This is a genomic window from Burkholderia sp. BCC0405, assembly GCF_902833075.1.
In the GTDB taxonomy this organism is placed as follows: Bacteria; Pseudomonadota; Gammaproteobacteria; order Burkholderiales; family Burkholderiaceae; genus Burkholderia.
This window is the reverse complement of record NZ_CADFEO010000001.1, coordinates 234,846-257,898: the sequence shown is the minus strand read 5'-3', so window position 1 is coordinate 257,898 and position 23,053 is coordinate 234,846. Positions and strand designations below refer to the sequence as shown.

Sequence of the window (23,053 nt, the reverse complement as noted above, 5' to 3'; positions counted from 1 at the left end):
CATATCCGGACACGGTGACAGGCGGTGACGCCTGCCCGCCGCGCACCGGCGCGACACCGCGCGCCGCAATGCTCCGCGCGGAACCCGGAACAGGAGAGACGGCCATGTCGCTCGACCCACTACAACGGCAGACGCTGAAACAACGGCTGAACGAGATCGAGCAGACGTTGCGTGCGGAGATCCGCGCCAGCGAAGGCCAGCGCGCGTCGGAATCCTACGCAGACCTCGCCGGCGCGTCGCCGGACGAGGGCGACGAGGCCAATGCGGATCTCTTCGTCGACGTCGATCATGCGTTGATCGCCATGAAACTGACCGAGCTGCGCGCGATCGGCCGCGCCCAGCAGCGGATGCGCGACGGCAGCTACGGCGAATGCATCGACTGCGACGGCTCGGTTGGCTACGAGCGCCTGCTGGCACGCCCGGCCGCCGAGCGCTGCACGCATTGCCAGTCGATCTACGAGCGGCACTACGCCACGACGCCGCGCGCCACCCTCTGACTCCGGCGTCCGAGCCATATTGGCGCTGCGCGCGTGGCGCGGCCGGCGTACGATGATGAACGGGCGCCCGGCGGCGTCAGCATGCGGCGCCGGGCGGGCAGACGCCGTTGCGCACGCGCGCGGCGTCATCCACGTGGAAGGGAGCCACGCCGATCATGCCGATCCACAATGCCGGGTGTGCGGCCGTGTTCGCCGAGATTGCCGACATGCTCGAGATCCAGGGCGCCAATCCGTTCCGGGTGCGCGCCTATCGCAACGCCGCACGGACGATCGCGGACTACGGGCGCGATATCGCGACGATGATCGCGAACGGCGACGATCTCGGGAAGATTCCGTCGATCGGGCCCGATCTCGCGTCGAAGCTGCGCGAGATCGCCGCGACCGGCACCTGCGAATTGCAGCAAACGCTGCGTCACGCGTTGCCGGGCGCGATCGTCGAGCTGCTCGACGTGCCGGGGCTCGGCGCGAAGCGCGTGAAGGCGCTCCATGACGCGCTGCACGTCGATTCGCTCGAGCAGCTTCGCGCGGAAGCGAAGAGCGGGCACGTGCGCGAGTTGCCGGGCTTCGGTGCGAAAACCGAAGCGCATCTGCTCGAAGCGATCGACGACCGGCTCAAGCGCGAACCCCAACGTTTCCTGCTGCCGGATGCGGCGCACGTGCTGCTGCCGCTGCTCGAACGCCTGCGCGCGATTGCCGGCGTCGGCAAGGCCGTGCCGGCCGGCAGTTTCCGCCGCCGCCGCGAGACGGTCGGCGATCTCGACATCCTCGTCACCGCACGCGATCCGACGGCCGTCGCCGAAGCGTTCGTCGGCTATGGCGAGGTGGTGCGCGTGCTGGCGCACGGCAAGACGAAGTCGAGCGTGGTGCTCGCCAGCGGGTTGCAGGTGGACCTGCGCGTCGTCGATGCCGATGCGTTCGGCGCGGCGCTCGTCTACTTCACGGGATCGAAGGCGCACAACATCGCGTTGCGCAGGATCGCGCAGGCCGGCGGGCTGAAGATCAACGAGTATGGGGTGTTTCGCGGCGACGAACGGATTGCCGGCGCGACCGAGGCGTCGGTCTATGCCGCGATTGGCCTGCACGACGTGCCGCCCGAATTGCGCGAGGATCGCGGCGAGATCGACGCAGCGCGCGCGGGCACGCTGCCGGCGCTGGTCGAGCGCAAGCACGTCCACGGCGACCTGCATGCGCATACCGACGCATCGGCCGGTCGCGACAGCCTGCGCGCGATGGCCGATGCGGCGCGCGCACACGGCTTCGCGTACCTGGCCATCACCGACCGGGCACCGCATGCCGGCGGCGGCCGCCACCCCTTCGACTGGCTTGCCCGGCAGCTCGACGAGATCGATCGCCTCAACGCGTCGTTCGACGATTTCGTGCTGCTCAAGGGCGTGGAGGCCGGCATTCGCGAGGACGGCAGCCTCGACGCGCCCGACGCAATGCTCGGCCGGCTCGATCTCGTGGTCGGTGCGGTACGCGACGGCTTCGAACTGTCGCGCGACGCACAGACCGCGCGCATGCTGCGCGCGATGGATCATCCGTATTTCACGATCCTCGCGCACCCGACGGGCCGCGTGCTCGGCGAGCGGGACGCATGCGAACTCGACGTGCCGCGCGTGATCGAGCACGCCGCGGCGCGCGGCTGCTTCGTCGAACTCGATGCGCAGCCGCGGCGGCTCGACCTGCCGGACATCTGGTGCCGCGCGGCCGCGCAGGCCGGCGTGCCGGTGGCGATCGGCTCGGATGCGTGCAGTGCGGACGAACTCGACAATCTTGCGTACGGCGTCGATCAGGCGCGACGTGGCTGGCTCACCCGGGCCGACGTGCTGAACACGCGCACGCTCGCGCAATTAAGGCCGCTGCTGGCGCGCACGATGGGCGCGGGCGGCGCGTCGAAACGCAGCGGCGGCGCGAAGGGCGCGTGAGCGCGGCTGACGGCGCGTGCCGCCAGCGGCTGGCCATGCATGAACGCGGTCACGTCATGCCAGTACGCCGGCCGCGGGCACATAGGGCAGGCCGAGCGCCAGCGCGACCGCTTCGTACGTGATGTGTCCGTCGCACACGTTCAGGCCCGCGCGCAGATGCGGATCGTCGGTCATCGCTTGCTTCCAGCCCTTGTCGGCGAGCGCGAGCGCATGGGTGAGCGTTGCGTTGTTCAGCGCGAAGGTCGACGTGCGCGCGACTGCGCCGGGCATGTTTGCGACGCAGTAGTGCACGACGCCGTCGACGACGAAGGTCGGGGCCGCGTGCGTGGTCGCATGCGAGGTCTCGAAGCAGCCGCCCTGGTCGATCGCGACGTCGACGACGACGGCCCCCGTGCGCATCGTCGCGATCATGTCGCGCGTGACGAGCCGCGGCGCCGATGCGCCCGGTACGAGCACCGCGCCGATCACGACGTCGGCATCGCGCACGGCTTCGTCGATCGTGTGCGCATTCGAGCAGACGGTCGTGATCCGGTTGGCGAAGACGAGGTCGAGCTGGCGCAGCCGGTTCACGTTGGTGTCGAGCACGGTGACGCGTGCGCCGAGGCCGACCGCCATCTGCAGCGCGCCGGTGCCCACCACACCGGCGCCGAGCACGACGACATGCGCGGCCGGCACGCCGGGCACACCGGCCATCAGCAAGCCACGCCCGCCGCGCGGGCTCTCGAGGTGGGTCGCCGCGACCTGGATCGACATGCGCCCGGCCACCTCGCTCATCGGTGCGAGCAGCGGCAGGCCGCCGCCGGGGCCCGTCACGGTTTCGTATGCGATGCAGACGGCGCCGGACTTCACGAGCGCGGCCGCCTGGTCGGGATCGGGCGCGAGATGCAGGTACGTGTAGAGAATCTGGCCGCGTCGCAACATGGCGCATTCCGCCGGTTGCGGCTCCTTGACCTTGATGATCATGTCGGCGCGCGCGAAGACTTCGTCGGCGCCGTCGCAAAGCGATGCGCCCGCGGCGGTGTAGTCGTTGTCGAGCAGGCCGATCGCCGTACCCGCGCCGCGCTGTACCAGTACGCGATGGCCGTGCCGCGTCAGTTCGCGCGCGCCGGCCGGCGTGAGGCCGACACGGTATTCGTGGTTCTTGATCTCTTTCGGCACACCGATCAGCATGAGTTGCCTCCATGGCCTTCGTTATCGTTGTCGTGCAGGTGCGCAATGTGGCGAACGATGCACGTGCGGCCGATCGCGCGGGGGCGTATCGACCGCAGTACTGGAATAACAGGGTAGTGGTGCGCGAAGGGAAGTCAAGCGGCCGGCCCGCGCCCGCCTGCTTGCGCACTGCATCGCAACATGCGCTGTCGCGGACGGCGGGTTGCGACCGGACGTCGCAATGCGGGTGTCGCCGGGTTTCGGTATCGTCACGTGTGGCGCGGACCGAGGCCGCGTGCCGGAACCTTGCCGGCAACATATCGCGATAGCGAGACAACGAGACGAGGATATCGACCGACATGACCGGAGCGTATTTCAGCGTGCCGACGCTTTGCGCGATCGCGCTCATTCACGTCTACTGGGCGTTGGGCGGGCGGCGCGGCAAGGGGGCGGCCATTCCGGAGCAGGACGGCGAGCCGCTGCTGCGGCCGACCGCCATCGGCACGCTCGCGGTCGCGGCGGCATTGCTGGGCGGCGCGTGCGTGGTTGCCGCGCGTGCCGGGTGGCTGGGGCAGCACGCGAATCACGGCACGATCTCGTTCGCGGTCGTTGCGCTCGCACTCATCTTCGCGGTGCGGGCCGTCGGTGATTTCCGTTACGTCGGCTTCTTCAAGCGGATTCGCGGGTCGCGTTTCGCACGCATGGACACGCGCTACTACTCGCCGCTTTGCGCGGCGCTGGCGCTTGCCATCGCGTCGATGTTCTGGCCGTGATGAGCGCGCGTCTCAGCGCGCGGGCCTCTCCATCTCCTTAAGGAATTCCGCCGGCACGGTGTCGGTCAGCCATACGCCGTTTTCCGCGACGAAGAACGTGTGGCCTTGCCGATGCATGCGCTGCGCATCGACCTCGAGGATCACCGGTACGCCGTAGCGCTTGCCGACGGCCAGCGCCGTCCGGATGTCCGGCGACAGATGCACGTGATGACGGGCGCCCGGTTTCAGCCCTTGCGCCCGAATCGAATCCAGGAAGCGCGTCGCGGTGCCGTGATAGAGGCGCTCGGGCGGCTGCGCGGCCGGATAGCGGCGCTGCACGGCGGGCGTCGAATGGCCTTGTACTGCCCGGATGCGACGGCCGTCGTCGGAGAGGGCGAAGCGTTGCTTGTCGCTGGTCGCACAGACGGTTTCGATCGTCGCGCGATCGAGAGGGTGCCCCTGGCGGGCGGCACCGGTGATCAGTTCGTCGATGTCGGCCCAGCCTTCCGGGTCGAGTTGCAGCCCGATCGTCTCCGGCGCGTGGCGCAGCAGGTAGCTGAGGGTTCGGCTGATGCGGGTCGCGTCGGGCGCCGGCAGTTTTTTCTTCGATGTATTCATGAGTCGCGGAGGCTACCAGAACGCCACGCACATCGGCTCCCTCGGGTGCGCTGCGTGGCTGGAAAGAGACAGCCTTCGACGCAGCCCACCACACAACAATCCGCTCCCTGACGCCTGCATCAGCCGGTAATCGAACGATCCTTGCGCGTTCCGGTTTCCGGATTTTTCAATTGTTGCGATTTTCGATTCATTGAATTGCATTGGCGCGATTTTTAATGGAACCGGTTCCATTTATAATTCGCGGCACTTGTCGCCGGGCCCGAAAGAGGGCCGCGCACGTCGCGCTTGCTGTCGGCAAACGCGACGTCTAAGTTGAATGAGGGTCATGAGCGATGAGGGGCAGATGCGGGCAGATGCCGGTATTTGTCAGACGATAGGGCTCATCAAGAAGCCGATCCGTGCGGCGCAGCCTGACTTGGCGCGATGCACGGCTGCATGAACGCGCTGCCGCGCATTGCGCGGATGGCGCCTGCATCGTGGTTGTTCGCAACAAACGAAAGAACAGGACGGCCAGCCGCGTGCGGCATGGCTGCCAAGCCGGACACGACGCATGCGGAGTGCGCGCGTCCGAGCCCCGATCCCCAACGATCAACATCCGACCATGTCCACGCCACCAGACAAACCCAACTCGCGCCGCCGTTTCCTGCGCACGTCGGTCGCGCTCGTTCCGATCGCGTCGGTCGCCGGCTGCGACCTGCGCTCGTCGTCGCCTTCGGCGACGACCGGCAACGCGCCCGGTGCATCGGCCAACGCCGAGCGTGCCCCGTACAAGCCGACCTTTTTCGACGCAAAGGAATGGGCGTTCGTCCAGGCCGCCGTCGACCGGCTGATTCCGGCCGACGCCGAAGGCCCCGGCGCGCTCGAATCGGGCGTGCCCGAATTCATCGACCGCCAGATGGAGACGCCGTATGCGCACGGCGCCACCTGGTACATGCAGGGGCCGTTCCAGCAAGGCGTGCCCGAGCTCGGCTATCAGCTGAAGCTGGTGCCGCGCGACATCTACCGGCTCGGCATCGCGGCGGTCAACCGCTATTGCGAGAAGACCCACGGCAAGGCGTTCGCGGATCTCGACGCGCCGACGCGCGACACCGTGCTCGGCGCGCTGGAGAAGGGCGGCGCGCAGATCGACGACGTGCCGCCGGGCGTGTTCTTCGGCCAGTTGCTGCAGAACACGCGCGAAGGCTACTTCTGCGATCCGGTGCATGGCGGCAATCGCGACATGGCTGCATGGAAGATGATCGGCTTTCCCGGCGCGCGCGCGGACTTCATGGATTTCGTCAATCAGAACGGCAAGCCGTATCCGTACGGCCCCGTCTCGATCAACGGGGAGCGCAGCTGATGGCCGCAGAGAAAAAACCGCATGTCGATGCGGTGATCGTCGGCTTCGGCTGGACCGGCGCGATTCTCGCGAAGGAACTGACCGAAGCGGGCCTGAACGTCGTCGCGCTCGAGCGCGGCGAGTATCGCGACACCTACCCGGACGGCGCGTATCCGAACACGATCGACGAGCTGACCTACAACATCCGCAAGAAGCTGTTCCTCGACCTGTCGAAGACGACCGTGTCGATCCGCCACGGCCTGCAGGACACCGCGCTGCCGTACCGGCAGCTCGCCGCGTTCCTGCCGGGCGAGGGCGTGGGCGGCGCGGGGCTGCACTGGTCGGGCGTGCATTTCCGGATCACGCCGGAAGAGCTGCGCCTACGCAGCCACTATGAAGAGCGCTACGGCAAGAAGTTCATCCCCGAAGGGATGACGATCCAGGACACGGGCGTGACCTACGACGAGCTCGAGCCGCATTTCGACTTCGCCGAGAAGGTGTTCGGCACGTCGGGGCAGGCGTACAAGGTCGGCGGCAAGGTGGTCGGTGACGGCAACGTGTTCGACGCGAATCGCAGCGACCACTTCCCGCTGCCCGCACAGCTCAACACCTATTCGGCACAGCGCTTCTTCGACGCGGCCAAATCGCTCGGCCTGCATCCGTACCGGCTGCCGTCGGCGAACACGTCGGGCCCGTACACGAACCCGTACGGCGTGCAGATGGGCCCGTGCAACTTCTGCGGCTACTGCAGCGGCTACGCGTGCTACATGTACTCGAAGGCGTCGCCGAACCTGAACATCCTGCCCGCGCTGAAGCAGGCGCCGAACTTCGAGCTGCGCTCGAAGTGCCACGTGCTGCGCGTCGACCTCGACGATACGAAGAAGCGCGCGACGGGCGTGACCTACGTCGACCCGGCCGGACGTGAAGTGCACCAGCCGGCCGATCTCGTGATCGTGGCCGCGTTCCAGTACCACAACGTGCACCTGCTGCTGCTGTCGGGTATCGGCAAGCCGTACGACCCGATCTCGGGCGAAGGCGTCGTGGGCCGCAATTTCGCGTACCAGAACCTGTCGACGATCAAGGCGTTCTTCGACAAGGACACCTACACGAATCCGTTCATCGGCGCGGGCGGCAACGGCGTCGCGGTGGACGATTTCAACGCGGACAATTTCGACCACGGCCCGCTCGGCTTCGTCGGCGGCTCGCCGCTGTGGGTGAACCAGGCCGGCGTGAAGCCGATCAGCGGCATCGCGACGCCGCCCGGTACGCCGCAGTGGGGCTCGGCGTGGAAGAAGGCGGTCAAGGACAACTACGCGCACACGATCTCGATGGACGCGCACGGCACCAACATGTCGTACCGCGACGTGTATCTCGACCTCGATCCGACCTATCGCGATTCGTACGGCCAGCCGCTGTTGCGGATGACCTTCGACTGGAAGGACAACGACATCAGGATGGCGCAGTACGTGACCGGGCAGATGAAGAAGATCGCGGAGGCGATGGGGCCGAAGGCGATCGGCGTGTCGACGCGCGAGTTCGGCAAGCACTTCGATTCGCGTGCGTACCAGACGACTCACCTCGTCGGCGGCGCGATCATGGGCACCGACCCGAAGACGAGCGTGCTGAACCGCTACCTGCAGTGCTGGGACGTGCACAACGTGTTCGTGATGGGCGCATCGGCGCTGCCGCAGGGCATCGGCTACAACCCGACCGGGATCGTCGCGGCGCTGGCCTACTGGTCGGCACGTGCGATCCGCGAGCAATACCTGAAAAATCCCGCCCCGCTGGTGACTGCATGAAGAGGACGATGAACCACAACGTTGCGCGCCGGATGTCGCGCGCGCTGGCGGCCGGTGCGGCCTGGGCCGCGTTCGGCTTCGCCGGCTCGACGGCGTTCGCGCAACCGGCCGCGGCGCCCGCGGCGGCTTCCGGCGCGGCGGCCGCACCCGCGGCCCGATCCGCCGACGCGGCCCTGATCCAGCGCGGCGAATACCTCGCGCGGGCGGGCGACTGTATCGCGTGCCACACCGCGAGCGGCGGCAAGCCGTTCGCGGGCGGGCTGAAATTCGACACGCCGATCGGCGGGATCTACTCGACGAACATCACGCCGGACCCGAAAACGGGCCTGGGCGGCTGGACGGTCGAGGATTTCACGCGCGCGGTGCGCGAAGGCGTGCGCAAGGACGGCGACACGATGTATCCGGCCATGCCGTTCCCGTCCTACGCGCGCCTGAGCGACGACGACATGAAGGCGCTGTACGCGTACTTCATGCACGGCGTCGCGCCGGTCGAGCACGAGAACCGCGCGGTCGACATCGTGTGGCCGCTGTCGATGCGCTGGCCGCTCGGGATCTGGCGCAAGATGTTCGCGCCGACGCCGAAGCCGTTCGACGCGGCGCCGTACAGCGATCCGGTGGTCGCGCGCGGGGCGTATCTCGTGCAGGGTCTCGGCCACTGCGGCGCGTGCCATACGCCGCGCGCGCCGACCCTGCAGGAGCGCGGGCTGACCGACGCGGACGGCCCGGACTTCCTGGCCGGCGGCGCGGCGATCGACGGCTGGGTGCCGACGAGCCTGCGCGGCGAGGCGCGCACGGGCCTCGGCACGTGGACGGAAGCCGAGATCGTGCAGTTCCTGAAGACGGGCCGCACGCTGCGCACGGCCGCGTTCGGCGGGATGACGGACGTGGTCGGCCACAGCATGCAGCACATGACCGACGACGACCTGAACGCGATCGCGCGCTACCTGAAGACGCTGCCGCCGCGCGTGCAGGGCGAGCAGCCCCACGTGTACGACGCGGCCGCCGCGAAGGCGCTGCAGACCGGCGATGCGAGCAAGCCGGGTGCCGCCGTCTATCGCGACAACTGCACGGCCTGCCACCGCAGCGACGGCCACGGCTACACGCGCGTGTTCCCGGCGCTCGCCGGCAACCCGGTCGTGCAGGGCGACGATCCGACCTCGCTGATCCACGTCGTGCTGGAAGGCAGCGCCCTCCAGGGCACGCGCACCGCGCCGTCGACGTTCACGATGCCGCCGTTCGGCTGGCGTCTGTCGGACCAGGAAGTCGCGGACGTGTCCAACTTCGTGCGCACGAGCTGGGGCAATACGGGGGCGCCGGTGACGGCTGCTCAGGTCGCGAAGGTGCGCAAGAGCGTGCCGTCGCCCCGGCCCGAACCGCCGCCGGGCGCGCGGTTTCCGCAAGCGTCGCGCTGACGGGGCGGCGGGGCGCCCGCCCCGCCTGTCCCGTTTGTCCGAGGTGTTTCAGGGTGCCGCCGCACCCGCGCGGCGCCTTTCGTTTCGCCGGGGTTGCACCCCGCGGGAGCGCGCCGCCGCGTGAATTTTTCGCGGGGGCACGCCATTTTTCCGCCTCATCCCTTATCCTTCCATCCTTGAACCTTACTAAATAGTTACAAGAACTCGGGAGGGGGGATGCCTCATGACGTCAGCCTGATTGCATTGCTCGCGGCCGGTTTCGGTCTCGCGATGGTCTTCGGTTATTTCGCGTCGCTGCTGAAAATGCCGCCGCTCGTCGGCTATCTGCTCGCCGGGATCGTGATCGGCCCCGGCACGCCCGGCTTTGTCGGCGACCTGTCGCTCGCGCAGCAGCTCGCCGAAGTCGGCGTGATGCTGCTGATGTTCGGCGTTGGCCTGCATTTCTCGCTCGGCGACCTGCTCGCGGTGCGCAAGATCGCGCTGCCGGGCGCGATCGTCCAGATTACGGTGGCCACGCTGCTCGGCGGCGGGCTCGCGCTCACCTGGGGCTGGAGCGTCGGGGCGGCGCTCGTGTTCGGGCTCGCGCTGTCGGTCGCGAGTACCGTCGTGCTGCTGCGTGCGCTCGAAGGGCGCGGGCTGGTCGAGACGGTCAACGGGCGCATCGCGGTCGGCTGGCTCGTCGTCGAGGATCTCGTGATGGTGCTCGTGCTGGTGCTGCTGCCGCCCGTCGCGGGGCTGCTCGGCGGCACGCCGCCCGGCGACGCGCACGCGGCCGGCGGCAGCGTGTGGGGCACGCTCGGCGTCACGATGCTGAAGGTCGCGGCGTTCATCGCGCTGATGCTGGTGGTCGGCAAGCGCGTGTTTCCGCGCATTCTGTGGCTCGTCGCGCGCACGGGCTCGCGCGAGCTGTTCACGCTGTGCATGATCGCGGCCGCGGTGGGCATCGCGTTCGGTGCGGCGAAGCTGTTCGACGTGTCGTTCGCGCTCGGCGCGTTCTTCGCCGGCATGATGATGCGCGAGTCGGAGTTCAGCCGGCGCGCAGCCGACGAGACGCTGCCGCTGCGCGACGCGTTCTCGGTGCTGTTCTTCATCTCGGTCGGGATGCTGTTCGATCCGAAGATCCTGCTCGCGGAGCCGCTGCACGTGATCGAGGTCGCGGCGATCGTGGTGATCGGCAAGACGCTCGCGGCGGTCGCGCTCGTGATCGCGTTCCGCTATCCGCTGAATACCGCGCTGACGGTCGGCGCGGGTCTCGCGCAGATCGGCGAGTTCTCGTTCATTCTTGCCGGGCTCGGCCGCGCGCTCGGGCTGCTGTCGGCCGAGGGGCAGAGCCTGATTCTGGCGGTCGCGCTGATCTCGATCGCGATGAACACGCTGCTGTTCGCGATGATCGATCCGGCGCTCGCGTGGATCCGCAAGCATTCGGCGTTCGCGCGCAAGCTCGAGGCGCGCGACGATCCGCTCGCCGCGCTGCCGATGTCGACGCCGCAGACGCACCTCACCGGGCAGGTCGTGATCGTCGGCTACGGCAAGGTTGGCACGCGGATCGCGCATGCGCTGGACGAGCGCGGCATCGCGTACGTCGTCGTCGAGCAGAATCGCGAGCTCGTCGAGAAGCTGCGCGCGGAAGGCGTGGCCGCCGTGTCGGGCGACGCGATCGAGCCGATCGTGCTCGTGCAGGCGCATATCGCGCGCGCCGGGATGCTGGTCGTCACGCTGCCCGACGTGTTCGACGTGCGGCAGATCGTAGAGATCTCGCGCACGCTGAACCCCACGCTCGAGGTCGTGCTGTGCACGAACAGCGGCGACGAGGCCGAACTGCTGTCGAACGAGGGCGTCGGCACCGTGTTCATGGGCGAGACCGAACTCGCGCGCGGGATGACCGAGCACGTGCTCGGCAGGATGACGAAGCCGGCTACGGCCGCTGCGCATTGACGGCGCGCGGCGTCGCGCCGCGCACCGGTTGGGGCGCGACGCCGCGGGCGGCCGCCGGCCCCGCGCACCGCTTCACGATCAGTAGAACGTCTCGAGCGTCAGTTCCTGCGCCATCACGCGGTTGCCGGCCAGCAGGCCGCCATCGACGGGCAGCGCGACACCGGTGATGATCCGCGCGGCCGGCGAGCACAGGAACAGCGCAGCCTGCGCGACGTCGTCGGGCGTCGCGAAATCGTCGAGCGGATACCACTTCCTCAATGCCTCGAACACCTGCGGGTTGCGCTCCACGCGCGCTTCCCAAGCGGGTGTCTTCACGGTGCCCGGCAGCACGATGTTCGCGCGCACGCCGTCGCGGCCGAACTCGATCGCGAGCGATTTCGTGTAGCTGATCAGCCCGGCCTTCGCCGCGCTGTACGCCGGATGCCCGAGGGCATGCACGCCGTTGACCGAACCGATGATCGCGATCGCGCCGCGCCCGCGTGCGCGCATGCCGGGCAGCACGGCTTCGACGCTCATGTAGGTGGCCGTCAGGTTCGCGTCGAGATCCGTGCGCCAGGTGGCGGGCGTCGTGTCGCGCAGCGTGGTCGACGCCGCCGTGCCCGCGTTCGCGACGAGCACGTCGACTGGCGGATGCGCTTCGAGCAGCGAACGCAGCCGCTCGGCGTCGGTGAGATCGTCGACGACCGGTGCCGCGTGCGCGTCGCCGAGCGTATCGAGGAAGCGGTCGAGCGCCGCGCGGTCGCGATCGAGCGCGAGCACGCGGTCGCCGGCCGCGAGGAAGGTGCGGCACAGCGCCTGGCCGATGCCGGCGGCGGCGCCTGTTACGAGCGTGGTGCGTGTCATGTCGGCTCCTTGGGCGGGCTCACAGACCGAGCGCGGCGCGCGCCTGCTTTTCATTGTCGCGCGTGATCAGCGTGCCGGACGTCAGCACGAGCGGCGGCGGCGCCTGGTTCTTCGTGATCCAGTCATACATGTTGACGCTCGTCTGGTAGCCGTGCTGGCGCGGATTCAGCAGGATCGAGCCGTAGAAGCCCGTCGGCTTCGGCTTCGCGAATTCGTTGAGCGCGACCTGGCTGCCGTTGATGCCGACCGCGACCATCGCGTCGGCGCCGATGCCGCGCCCCTCGGCGGCGCGTACCGCGCCGACCGTCGTGTCGTCGTTCGAGCCGAACGCCACCCAGCGCTTGAAATTCGCATGCTTGGTGAGCGCGATGTTCGCCGCATTGAACGCGCCTTCGGTGTCGGCCGTCATTTCGGGGGCGTCGATCACGTTCGCGGCCGGGAAACCGGCGGCCTTGAGCGCGTCCACCGCGCCGGTCGTGCGTTCCTTCGCGGTCGGCAACTGGTCGTACGCGATCCGGATGATGCCGACCTCGGCCGGATTCCAGCCGCGCCGCTTCGTCTCGTCCGCGATCGCCTGGCCGACCTGCTGGCCGATCTTGTACGCGGAGATGCCCATGTGCGGCACGCCCTGGAGCGGCGCGCCCTGGAGCGGCGCGCCGCGGCCGTCGACGAGCTGGTCGTCGACCGACATCAGCTTGATCCCCGCGCGCTTCGCCTTCGCCGCGATGCCGGGGCCGAGCTTCACGTCGGGCGCGCAGATGATCACGCCCTGTGCCTTTTGCGCGGCGAGGCTGTCGAGCGCGGTCGATACCTTTTCACCGCTCGGCGTCGCGATCTTGATCAGCGTGAAGTGCTTTTCCTTCGCCGCCTGGTCGGCGAAGCGCCATTCGTCCTGGAACCACGGATCGTCCGGCTGTTTGACGAGGAAGCCGATTTTCACGTCGGCGGGGTCGGCTGCATGGGCGGGCACCCCGCCGACCAGCGCCGCGCTCGCCATGGCCAGTGCGAGCGTCTTCCAGTGGAATCGCATGCGTCTCTCTCCTTTGTCGTCGTCGCGCATGCGGGCCGGGCTGCCCGACGCACGGAAAAATTGTAGGAGGAGGCAGCGGGAACGCTCAAATGATGCGCGGCGTTCCTAGAAAGTGGGACGGTGCCCGATGGCGGGAGGGACGAGGAGGCGACGAGGCCGTCGGGGCGTGACGCGCGCGCCGGGGGCGGGGCGGGCGAGGCGGCGCGCCGCGCGGGCTGCGTCGATCACCCCGTGGCCGTGTTGGCTTGCGCCGGCCCTCTCGACGGCGCGGCGGTATTCAGCGGCGCGGCGGTTTTCGGCGCAGCCGCCGTCTTTGCCTGCGTCGCCGCCGCTTTCGGCGCGGCCACCGTCTTCTGCGGCGCAAGGGCCTTCGCCGGCGGCGCCTTCTCGGGCTCGACCGGCGCATCAGGCGGCACGCCGAGCAACTGCAGCGAACCGCTCGTGACCGACGCGAACACCGGGCCGGCCACCGTGCCGCCGTAATAGCCCTTGCCGCGCGGCTCGTCGATCATCACCGCGACGATCAGGCGCGGGTTGCTCATCGGCGCCATCCCCGCGAACAGCGCGCGGTACTTGCCCTTCGCATAGGTCGCGCCGACCTGCTTGCGCGCGGTGCCCGTCTTGCCGCCGATCCGGTAGCCGTCGACGCGCGCGCGGCGCCCCGTGCCGCCTTCGCCGACCGCCATCTCGAGCATCGATCGGATCGCTGCGGCCGTCTGCGGCGACGTCACGCGGTGGCCGCGATGCGCGTCGATCGTCTGCTGGTCGGTGCCGTTCTTCAGCAGCGACACCGGGTGCAGCGTGCCGTCGCCCGCATAGGCCGTGTAGGTTTGCGCGATCTGCAGCAGCGACATCGACAGGCCGTAGCCGTATGCCATCGTCGCCTGCTCGATCGGCCGCCAGCGCTTGTAGCCGCGCAGCCGGCCCGACGCGACGCCGGGGAACGTCAGTTCCGGCGCGCGGCCGATCCCGTATTCCTGGTATTTGTTCCAGATCGTTTCGGCGGGCAGGTTCAGTGCGAGCTTCGCGAGCGCGACGTTGCTCGACTTCTGCAGCGCCTGCGCGACCGTCAGCGAGCCATGGTTCGACGTGTCGTGGATCACGGCCGGGCCGATCTTGTAGCTGCCCGGCGACGTGTTGATGATCGTGTTCGGCGTGACCTTGCGCTCGTCGATCGACAGTGCGACGACGAGCGGCTTGATCGTCGAGCCCGGTTCGAAGGTGTCGATCACCGCGCGGTTGCGCAACTGCTGGCCGGTGAGGCGCGCGCGGTCGTTCGGGTCGAAGGTCGGGTAGTTCGCCAGCGCGAGGATTTCGCCGTTCTGCGCATCGAGCACCACGACGCTGCCGGCTACCGCGTTGTTGTCGATCACGGCCGCCTTGAGCTGGCTGAACGCGAGCTGCTGGATGCGGCGGTCGATCGTCAGTTCGATCGTCGCGCCGTGCTGCGCCGGGACGAGCGGGCGCGTGTCCGACACGATGCGGCCGAGCCGGTCGCGGATCACCTCGCGCTGCCCGGACGTACCCACCAGGCGCGCATTTGCCGCGAGTTCGACGCCTTCCTGGCCCTTGTCCTCGACGTTCGTGAAGCCGACCACGTGCGCGGCCGATTCGCCTTCCGGGTAGAAGCGCTTCGAATCGGCGATCTGCGTGATGCCGTCGATCGCGAGCTTGTCGAGCTTGCCCGCGGTGTCCGCGTCGACCTGCCGCTTGAGCAGCACGAACGTCTTGTCGTTGCCGAGGCGCCGCTTGACCTCGACGAGCGGCATGTCGAGCAGCTTCGAGATCTGCGGGTAGTCGGTGTCGGCGACCTGTTTCGGGTTCGCCCAGATTTCATAGGTCAACAGGCTGACGGCGAGCATCGCGCCGTTGCGGTCGACGATGCGCCCACGCGTCGCATCGAGCTCGATCGTGCGCTGGTAGCGTTTCTGGCCCTGGCCGACGTAGAACGCCTTGTTCGCGACCTGCACCCAGAAGGCGCGGCCGATCAGCGCGGCGAACGCGAGGAACACGACGATCACGATCAGCTTCGAGCGCCACATCGGCAGGCGCGACGCAAGCATCGGATTCTTGGTCGCGGCCGCGTACGGATCGGCGGGGTGGGTCTTCTTTTTCACGCTCATGCAATGGCCGGGTCGGGCCGCCGAAAGGCGGCTGGTCAGTCTGAATAATGCGATTGTAATAAACGGGTAATCGCCGTGTGGGGAAACTGTGTTCCGGCCCCGAGAAATACCGGGCCTTGGCCCTCCGGCTCGGGGCAACAAGGGAGGAAGGAAAGGCGGGGCGGAAGCGGAACCTCATCGGTGCGGCAGGCGATGAAGAGCGGGGCGATTCGCTGCGTGTCGATCCGGGAGGCGCAATGTTCAGGACGGTCGATGCCGACCATCCACGGTGTGCGATCAATTGACCGGCCCGCGGTTATTTCTTTAAGCCGGAAAATGAAAAACGCCCCGAAACGGGGCGCCGTTAATGCTGAATATCGAAATGAATATCACTGAAGCCGGAATAAACCCGAAAACCGCAGACGAATTAAATCGATTATTTCTATCGGGCGACAGAAATGAATTCCCGGTATTCCGGCTCGCTCGTGCAGCGATCGACGGCCTGCAGCCGCCACGCGCCGGGGTGATTGCCGGCGAGCACCGCGGGACCTTGTTCGCGCTGCGTCGCATCGAACGACAGTCCCTTCAACTGGCACAAGGCATTCCCGCCGTCGGCCGCGCAGAGCGCCATTGCGCCCTCGACGTCGCGGACCTTGCCCCAGGTCGGCAGATCCAGGCCCTGATGTGCCTCGCGCGACCACAGTCCCTCGTCGGTATCGACCCACAGTACCGCGAAGGATTGCCGGGTTGCCGATTCGCTGCCATTAATCCGAATGGTGAGGCGCATTGTGATCGTCTCCTAAAAAATGACACATTCGACCGTTTTGACTTGATCAGTCTAGATAGACTGGTGTGAAACGCAAGTGATAAACCGCAATAAATCGGTATCGAGTTCATTGCGGTTTCAGATGGAACGACGTCTGACGATTCGTGATTATTCCGGCGGCGCGCGCAAACACGCGCGTACCGGCGATCGCGGCGCCGACGGGGGCCGGGCCGATCATCACGACATGGGATGACCGGGCCGCGAGGTGCGTCGATCTGTCGCGCGTGCCCGGCTGCGCAAACCGGGCCGATCCGGCGCGGCGCCGCACCGTCGGAAGGCGTCCCGGCCGGATGTCGCAGGGATTTGACGGCGCGGCCAGTACGACAGACTCAGACAATCCCATACAAATCGGCACACTTTCACGAAACTTTCGGGACAGACTTGCCTGCGGTCGGCCCCCACACTGGGACCTTTCCGATCCCGTGCCGCGGACGCCCGTCCTCGGCGGCTACCGCCGCCTCGAGCCAGAGACGCGATCGACGCGATCGCGGGCCGCACGCCCGATCGGGACTGCCGGGGCGCGCGTCAGGCCCCGGCCCGGCCGGCGAGCCGTGCGCAGCCTGCAACCGCGGGCGGCGCGACGCCCGGCCGACTCTTCGAAGGAGACTATCGTGCTGATCTGGAAAACCGCGCTGTCGCTCAACTGGCGGACGAGCCTCGTGTCGCCCGCCAGCGCACCGGTCGCGGCGGCGAACGTCGGGCGCCTGGTGCTGACCGGCGCAACCGGCTTCATCGGCAGTACCGTACTGACGGCGCTGGTCAACGCGGGGCTGCTCGACCGCGTCGTCTGCGTCGTACGGGCGCAGGACCGCGGCCACGCCGTCGCGCGGCTGCGCGAAGCGGCGCTGCGCGCAGGGCTGGCGCCGTACTGGGCGTCGCGCCTGACCGATGCGAACGTGATCGTCGGCGCGCTCGGCGACGTGTGGCAGGGCGCCGACGCGCCGCGCCTCGCCGCCGCGACGCACGTGATTCATTGCGCGGGCCATGCGTCGCCCGCTCACGGCGCGCACCTGCGGGCCGACATCGCCGATGCGGTGCGCTTCGCCGAACGCTTCGCCCGAGCCCCGCGACTGCAGCGCTTCGTGTATGTCGGCACGGCCTACGCGCATGCGGGCCGCGGCGGGATCGTGCAGGAAGCGGCCGCGGGCGACGTGACGAACGACGTCGCGGGCGACGAGGAAGGCTTGCCGGGCGCCGTGCTGGCGGCGGACTACCTGCACGCGAAGGCGGAGACCGAGCATCGTCTGCGCGCGCTCGGGCTGCCGCTCGTCGTGGTGCGGCCGTCGCATGTGGTCGGCCACACGGTGCTCGGCACGCGGCCCGCGCCGAACTCGTTCTGGATGTTCCGGCTGGCGCATGCCGCGCGCCGCTTCACGGCGCGGCCGATGACGCGCATCGACATCGTGTCGGTGGACGACGTGGCGCGTGCGACGATGCTGCTGGCCGTCAAGCCGACGCTCGCGCACGACCTGTATCACGTGTCGGCCGGCGACGAGGCGCCGCAGGTCGCACAGATCGTGCGTGCGATGGACGAGGCGGCGGGGATGACGGGCGCGCCGCGCTACGCGGCGTGCGCGCCAGCCGAGTTGCCGCTCGTGGTGCGCGATGTGCTCGGGCGGACCGATCCGGCGCTCGAACGCGTGATCGGCCGCGCACTGAAGCGCTGCGGCGAATTCGCGACGGTCGATCGCGTGTTCGACAACCGCCGCGTGCGCGACGAAATCGATTTCGAACCGTTGCCGTTCATCGATTACGTCGAGGAATGCATGCGCACGTCGCGCGGCATGGCCGTGACCGAGCTGATGCGCGGCGCGGTGCACTGATTGCCCGCACTGCACCGGCTCCCGTTCCCGCGCCTGGCGGGAGCGGGAGCCGTCGTCACGTGGCGCCGCCGAGCGCGATGAGCCGGTCGAGCGCGCGATAGATGTCTTCGAGGCCGTCCTGGCCGAACCGCGATTCGAGCTGCCGGTACTGCTCGTCGATCCGCGGGCCGATTTCCGTGACCAGTTTCCTGCTTTGCGGCGTCAGGCTGACCAGCAGCCGGCGCTGATCTTCCTGCGCGCGCGTGCGCGTGATCAGCCCGTCGCGCTCCATCCGTTCCAGCACGCCCGTGAGGCTCGGGCTCAGGATGCAGCAGCGCCGCGCGATCTGTCCCGCTTCGAGCGCTTGCGACGGTTCGCCGTCGAGCACGCGGATGATCCGCCATTGCTGTTCGGTCAGCGCGAATTCCTTGAGAATGGGGCGGAACAGACCCATCAGCGTTTCGCGAGCCTCGAGCAGGAGCATGGCCAGGTTGCGATGGTCGAGCGTACGGTTCATCGGGTTGGGCAGTGGACGGGGACGCATCAATCTTAACAGCCGCGGGGAGTGAATTTCGCGTATCAGGGTAATCGAGGTTGCCCGCGCGAGATTGTTTACTTAAGATATTAACTATTGACGATGCGCCGCGACGCGCGGCAGGGGAATGACGCATGGAGCTGTCTTGCACGACCGCCGCGGCGCCGCCGTTGCCGGTCGCCATCGGTACCGTCTACGGTGCGCTGCTCAACGAGCGCGCGGCGCTCGACGCGCTCGGCGATGCCGTGAATGCGCCGCCATACGGCCGCCCGCCGCAGGCGCCGATCCTGTACATCAAGCCCGCCAACACGCATGCGGGCGACGGCGCGGCCGTCGTCGTGCCGGCCGGCGTCGACGCGCTGGAGATCGGCGCGTCGGTGGCCGTCGTGTTCGCCCGCCGCGCGACGCGCGTGCCGGCCGCGCAGGCGCTCGACTACCTTCACGGCTTCACGCTCGCGAGCGACGTGTCGGTGCCGCATCCCGATTACTACCGTCCGGCCGTGCGCTTCAAGTGCCGCGATGGTTTCTGCCCGCTGGGCCCGGCCATCGTGCCGGCCGCCGCGCTGGGCGAGGTCGACGCGATCGCCCTGACCGTGCGGATCGACGGCGAGGTGGTCGTGTCCGCCTCGACGGCCACGCTGATTCGCTCCGTGCGCGAGTTGATCGCCGACGTGACGGCCTTCATGTCGTTCGACGCGGGCGATGTCCTGCTGCTCGGCGTCGCGGGCGGCGCACCGCGCGCCCGCGCGGGCAGCACGATCGAGATCGCCGCCGCCGGCATCGGCACGTTGCGGCACACGCTGATTGCGGAGGAAACACGATGAAGACGGCGCGCGTGATCTACAACGGCGCACTGCATGCGGCCGAACCGGCCGGCGACGGCGCGATCCGCCTCGATACGGGGCGAGTCGTCGCCGAGGACGTGGTTGCGTGGCTGCCGCCCGTCGCGCCGCGCACGACGTTCGCGCTCGGCCTCAACTACGCCGACCACGCGAAGGAACTCGCGTTCAAGGCGCCGAGCGAGCCGCTGATCTTCCTGAAGGGGCCGAACACGTTCATCGGCCACCGGTCGCGCACCGTGCGCCCGGCGGATGCCACTTACATGCACTACGAGTGCGAGCTGGCCGTCGTGATCGGCCGGCCCGCGCGCAACGTGAGCCGTGCGCGGGCGCTCGACTACGTGGCCGGCTATACGGTCGCGAACGACTACGCGATCCGCGACTATCTCGAGAACTACTACCGCCCGAACCTGCGCGTGAAGAACCGCGACACCTGTACGCCGCTCGGGCCGTGGTTCGTCAGCCGCGACGAGATCGGCGATGCCGGCGACCTGACGCTGCGCACGACGGTAAACGGCCGGGAGACGCAGCGCGGCAGCACGCGCGACCTGATCTTCGACGTACCGGCGTTGATCGAGCACATCAGCGGCTTCATGACGCTCGCGCCGGGCGACCTGATCCTGACCGGCACGCCCGAGGGGCTGGCGGACACGAAGCCGGGCGACGAGGTCGTGACCGAGATCGAAGGGATTGGCCGGCTCGTGAACACGATCGTCGGCGAAGCAGACTACTATCGCGCCGGCTGAGCCCGTCGCCCAAGGAGAGAGCATGACCATCAAGCACTGGATCGACGGCCGCGAAGTCGAAAGCCGCGAGACGTTCACGACGCTGAATCCCGCGACGGGCGATGTCATCACCGACGTCGCATCGGGCGGCGAGGCCGAGGTCGACGCGGCCGTGCGCGCCGCGAAGGCAGCGTTCCCGAAATGGGCGAACACGCCCGCCAAGGAGCGCGCGAAGCTGATGCGCAAGCTCGGCGAGCTGATCGAGAAGAACGTGCCGATGCTCGCGGCGCTGGAGACGCAGGACACCGGCCTGCCGATCGCGCAGACGAGCAAGCAGTTGATTCCGCGCGCATCCGAGAACTTCAACTTCTTTGCGGAAGTGTGCGTGCAGATGAACGGCCGCACCTATCCGGTCGACGACCAGATGCTGAACTACACGCTGTACCAGCCGGTCGGCGTGTGCGCGCTGGTGTCGCCGTGGAACGTGCCGTTCATGACCGCGACGTGGAAGACGGCGCCGTGCCTCGCGCTCGGCAACACGGCCGTGCTGAAGATGTCGGAGCTGTCGCCGCTGACGGCCGACCAGCTCGGCCGCCTCGCGCTCGAAGCCGGCATTCCGCCGGGCGTGCTCAACGTCGTGCAGGGCTATGGCGCGACGGCCGGCGATGCGCTGGTGCGCCATCCGGATGTGCGCGCGGTGTCGTTCACCGGCGGCACCGTCACCGGCAAGCGGATCATGGAGCGTGCCGGTCTCAAGAAGTATTCGATGGAGTTGGGCGGCAAGTCGCCGGTGCTGATCTTCGACGACGCCGATTTCGACCGCGCGCTCGATGCCTCGCTGTTCACGATCTTCTCGATCAATGGCGAACGCTGCACGGCCGGCTCGCGGATCTTCGTGCAGCGCACGATCTACGACCGTTTCGTGCGGGAATTCGCGCGCCGCGCGAACAACCTGGTGGTCGGCGATCCGTCCGATCCGGCCACGAACCTCGGCGCGATGATCACGCGCCAGCACTGGGAGAAAGTGACGGGCTATATCCGCATCGGCGAGCAGGAAGGCGCGCGCGTGGTCGCAGGCGGCGCGGACAAGCCGGCGGGCCTGCCCGACCATCTGCGCAACGGCAACTTCGTGCGGCCGACCGTGTTGGCCGACGTCGACAACCGGATGCGCGTCGCGCAGGAGGAGATCTTCGGGCCGGTCGCATGCCTGATTCCGTTCGAGGACGAGGAAGAAGGGCTGCGGCTCGCGAACGACACGTCGTACGGGCTGGCGTCGTACATCTGGACGCAGGACGTCGGCAAGGTGCATCGCCTCGCGCGCGGCATCGAGGCCGGGATGGTGTTCGTGAACAGCCAGAACGTGCGCGACCTGCGTCAGCCGTTCGGCGGCGTGAAGGAATCGGGCACCGGACGCGAGGGCGGCGAGTACAGTTTCGAGGTGTTCGCGGAGATCAAGAACGTGTGCATCTCGATGGGTTCGCACCACATTCCGCGCTGGGGCGTGTAACGGGCGCGGGTCGTCTGGCCGCACGAAATGATTCCCTGGCCGGCACGCCGGCCACGCATGGGGCTGGAGTAACCGCTAAAGCGCTAACTCCAGCCGACCGCGAAGCATGGGGCCGGAGTAACCGCTAAAGCGGTAACTCCGGCCGACAGGAGACTTGAACGATGGGCAAACTGTCCCTCGCCGCGAAAATCACGCACGTGCCGTCGATGTACCTGTCGGAGTTGCCCGGCAGGCATCACGGCTGCCGCGAGGCGGCGATCCGCGGCCATCGACTGATCGGCGAGCGCTGCCGCGCGCTCGGCGTCGACACGATCGTCGTGTCGGACGTGCACTGGCTCGTCAACGCCGGCTATCACGTGAACTGCAATGCCCGGTTCTCGGGCACGTACACGAGCAACGAACTGCCGCATTTCATCCGCGACATGCAGTACGCGTATCCGGGCAACCCGGCGCTCGGCCGGCTGATCGCCGAGACGGCCACCGCGCGCGGGATCGCGACGCGCGCGCACGAGATCGACAGCCTCGAACTCGAATACGGCACGCTTGTGCCGATGCGCTACATGAACGCCGACCAGCACTTCAAGGTCGTATCGATCGCCGGCTGGTGCATGTGGCACCAGCTCGACGAAAGCCGGCGCTTCGGCGAGGCGCTGCTCGAAGCGATCGAGAAGAGCGATGCGAACGTCGCGTTTCTCGCGAGCGGTTCGCTGTCGCACCGCTTCAACGACAACGGCAGCCCCGAGGACTCGATCCACGAGATCAGCCGCGAATTCTTCCGGCAGGTCGACCTGCGCGTGGTCGAGCTGTGGAAGCAGGGCGATTTCAAGACCTTCTGCGCGATGCTGCCCGAGTACAACACGCATTGCCACGGCGAAGGCGGGATGCACGATACGGCGATGCTGCTCGGCTTGCTCGGCTGGGATCGCTACGACAAGCCCGTCGAGATCGTCACCGACTATTTCGCGAGTTCGGGAACCGGGCAGATCAATGCGATCTTTCCGTTGTCCTGAGCACCGCGCCACGCATTCGACAGGAGACTGGCCATGCCCCATATCGTCGTCGAGTACACCGCGAACATTCGCGACGACGCGCGCATTCCCGCGCTGCTGCGCACGATCAACGCCACGCTGATCGCGCAGGGCGGCGTGTTCCCGACGGGCGGCATCCGCTCGCGCGCGATCGAACTGCAGGACTATTGCGTGGCCGACGGCACGGAGGACGATGCGTTCGTTCACGTCACACTCAAGATCGGCTCGGGCCGCACCGACGCGCAGAAACAGGCCGCGTGCGACGCGCTGTTCGGCGCAATCAAGACGCATTTCGCGGAGCTGTACGCGAAACGCTACCTTGCGCTGTCGCTGGAACTGACCGAGTTCAGCGAAAGCGGCTCGTACAAGCACAACAACATTCACGCCCGCTACAAGCGGGCCGGCTGAACC

At 68.1% G+C, this 23,053-nt stretch carries 20 protein-coding genes; 13 read left to right on the top strand and 7 right to left on the bottom strand.

The features are described from left to right. Positions 1 to 104 precede the first annotated feature (104 nt). Positions 105 to 497 carry a TraR/DksA family transcriptional regulator gene (locus HWX36_RS01200; protein WP_175950467.1) on the top strand — a complete coding sequence of 131 codons (393 nt, stop codon included), beginning with the start codon at positions 105 to 107 and terminating at the stop codon, positions 495 to 497. Positions 498 to 652: 155 nt separating this feature from the next. After that, entirely contained in the window at positions 653 to 2,422 is a 1,770-nt protein-coding gene (gene polX / locus HWX36_RS01195) for a DNA polymerase/3'-5' exonuclease PolX (protein WP_175950466.1), read from the top strand. 54 nt (positions 2,423 to 2,476) lie between these two features. Here the strand turns inward: polX and ald are convergent, their stop codons facing one another. After that, positions 2,477 to 3,592 carry an alanine dehydrogenase gene (ald, locus tag HWX36_RS01190; protein ID WP_046547648.1) on the bottom strand — a complete coding sequence of 372 codons (1,116 nt, stop codon included), beginning with the start codon at positions 3,590 to 3,592 and terminating at the stop codon, positions 2,477 to 2,479. Between the two features lie 338 nt (positions 3,593 to 3,930). Here ald and HWX36_RS01185 point away from each other — a divergent pair, with 338 nt between their 5' ends. Further along, positions 3,931 to 4,344, top strand: coding sequence for a DUF3995 domain-containing protein (locus tag HWX36_RS01185; RefSeq protein WP_175950465.1), 414 nt, complete (start codon positions 3,931 to 3,933; stop codon positions 4,342 to 4,344). Between the two features lie 12 nt (positions 4,345 to 4,356). Here HWX36_RS01185 and HWX36_RS01180 read toward each other — a convergent pair whose 3' ends face one another. Then, a complete protein-coding gene (locus HWX36_RS01180) occupies positions 4,357 to 4,941 on the bottom strand; it encodes an RNA 2'-phosphotransferase (protein WP_175950464.1) in 585 nt (194 codons plus the stop codon). A 601-nt stretch (positions 4,942 to 5,542) separates the two neighbouring features. On the opposite strand from HWX36_RS01180, the gene HWX36_RS01175 reads away from it, so the two are divergent. The 4 genes from HWX36_RS01175 to HWX36_RS01160 all read left to right on the top strand — a co-directional run bounded on the left by HWX36_RS01175 (position 5,543) and on the right by HWX36_RS01160 (position 11,405). Continuing rightward, positions 5,543 to 6,280 (top strand): gluconate 2-dehydrogenase subunit 3 family protein, encoded by a 738-nt coding sequence (locus HWX36_RS01175; protein ID WP_175950463.1) that lies wholly within the window; start codon positions 5,543 to 5,545, stop codon positions 6,278 to 6,280. Continuing rightward, positions 6,280 to 8,058, top strand: coding sequence for a GMC family oxidoreductase (locus HWX36_RS01170; RefSeq protein ID WP_175950462.1), 1,779 nt, complete (start codon positions 6,280 to 6,282; stop codon positions 8,056 to 8,058). The genes HWX36_RS01175 and HWX36_RS01170 overlap by 1 nt, the downstream gene beginning before the upstream one ends. Continuing rightward, positions 8,055 to 9,470, top strand: coding sequence for a cytochrome c (locus HWX36_RS01165; protein ID WP_175950461.1), 1,416 nt, complete (start codon positions 8,055 to 8,057; stop codon positions 9,468 to 9,470). The genes HWX36_RS01170 and HWX36_RS01165 overlap by 4 nt, the downstream gene beginning before the upstream one ends. Before the next feature lie 216 nt (positions 9,471 to 9,686). Beyond that, on the top strand, positions 9,687 to 11,405 hold the full coding sequence (locus HWX36_RS01160; RefSeq protein WP_175950460.1) for a cation:proton antiporter: 1,719 nt from the start codon (positions 9,687 to 9,689) through the stop codon (positions 11,403 to 11,405). Between the two features lie 78 nt (positions 11,406 to 11,483). On the opposite strand, the gene HWX36_RS01155 is transcribed toward HWX36_RS01160, so the two are convergent. The 4 genes from HWX36_RS01155 to HWX36_RS01140 all read right to left on the bottom strand — a co-directional run bounded on the left by HWX36_RS01155 (position 11,484) and on the right by HWX36_RS01140 (position 16,167). Then, positions 11,484 to 12,248 (bottom strand): SDR family oxidoreductase, encoded by a 765-nt coding sequence (locus HWX36_RS01155; protein WP_175950459.1) that lies wholly within the window; start codon positions 12,246 to 12,248, stop codon positions 11,484 to 11,486. Positions 12,249 to 12,267: 19 nt separating this feature from the next. Next, on the bottom strand, positions 12,268 to 13,245 hold the full coding sequence (locus HWX36_RS01150) for an arabinose ABC transporter substrate-binding protein (protein WP_244136309.1): 978 nt from the start codon (positions 13,243 to 13,245) through the stop codon (positions 12,268 to 12,270). A 257-nt stretch (positions 13,246 to 13,502) separates the two neighbouring features. Then, entirely contained in the window at positions 13,503 to 15,401 is a 1,899-nt protein-coding gene (locus HWX36_RS01145) for a penicillin-binding protein 2 (protein ID WP_175950457.1), read from the bottom strand. 421 nt (positions 15,402 to 15,822) lie between these two features. Beyond that, a complete protein-coding gene (locus HWX36_RS01140) occupies positions 15,823 to 16,167 on the bottom strand; it encodes a DUF3564 family protein (RefSeq protein ID WP_175950456.1) in 345 nt (114 codons plus the stop codon). A gap of 650 nt (positions 16,168 to 16,817) precedes the next feature. Here HWX36_RS01140 and HWX36_RS01135 point away from each other — a divergent pair. Further along, positions 16,818 to 18,029 (top strand): SDR family oxidoreductase, encoded by a 1,212-nt coding sequence (locus tag HWX36_RS01135; RefSeq protein ID WP_175950455.1) that lies wholly within the window; start codon positions 16,818 to 16,820, stop codon positions 18,027 to 18,029. A gap of 55 nt (positions 18,030 to 18,084) precedes the next feature. On the opposite strand, the gene hpaR is transcribed toward HWX36_RS01135, so the two are convergent. After that, entirely contained in the window at positions 18,085 to 18,525 is a 441-nt protein-coding gene (hpaR, locus tag HWX36_RS01130; RefSeq protein WP_175950454.1) for a homoprotocatechuate degradation operon regulator HpaR, read from the bottom strand. A 152-nt stretch (positions 18,526 to 18,677) separates the two neighbouring features. Here hpaR and HWX36_RS01125 point away from each other — a divergent pair, with 152 nt between their 5' ends. The 5 genes from HWX36_RS01125 (at position 18,678) to HWX36_RS01105 (ending at position 23,050) form a co-directional block, all read left to right on the top strand. After that, the gene (locus HWX36_RS01125) at positions 18,678 to 19,367 is read left to right on the top strand and encodes a fumarylacetoacetate hydrolase family protein (RefSeq protein ID WP_175950453.1); all 690 of its coding nucleotides are present in this window, start codon (positions 18,678 to 18,680) and stop codon (positions 19,365 to 19,367) included. Next, complete coding sequence (locus HWX36_RS01120; RefSeq protein WP_175950452.1) at positions 19,364 to 20,128, top strand: fumarylacetoacetate hydrolase family protein; 765 nt, start codon at positions 19,364 to 19,366, stop codon at positions 20,126 to 20,128. Before HWX36_RS01125 ends, HWX36_RS01120 begins: the two co-directional genes overlap by 4 nt. Before the next feature lie 22 nt (positions 20,129 to 20,150). Continuing rightward, a complete protein-coding gene (gene hpaE / locus HWX36_RS01115; protein WP_175950451.1) occupies positions 20,151 to 21,614 on the top strand; it encodes a 5-carboxymethyl-2-hydroxymuconate semialdehyde dehydrogenase in 1,464 nt (487 codons plus the stop codon). A 161-nt stretch (positions 21,615 to 21,775) separates the two neighbouring features. Further along, complete coding sequence (gene hpaD / locus HWX36_RS01110; RefSeq protein ID WP_175950450.1) at positions 21,776 to 22,624, top strand: 3,4-dihydroxyphenylacetate 2,3-dioxygenase; 849 nt, start codon at positions 21,776 to 21,778, stop codon at positions 22,622 to 22,624. 33 nt (positions 22,625 to 22,657) lie between these two features. Beyond that, positions 22,658 to 23,050: a 5-carboxymethyl-2-hydroxymuconate Delta-isomerase gene (locus tag HWX36_RS01105; RefSeq protein ID WP_175950449.1), complete on the top strand. Its 393-nt coding sequence runs from the start codon at positions 22,658 to 22,660 to the stop codon at positions 23,048 to 23,050. Positions 23,051 to 23,053: the final 3 nt, after the last annotated feature.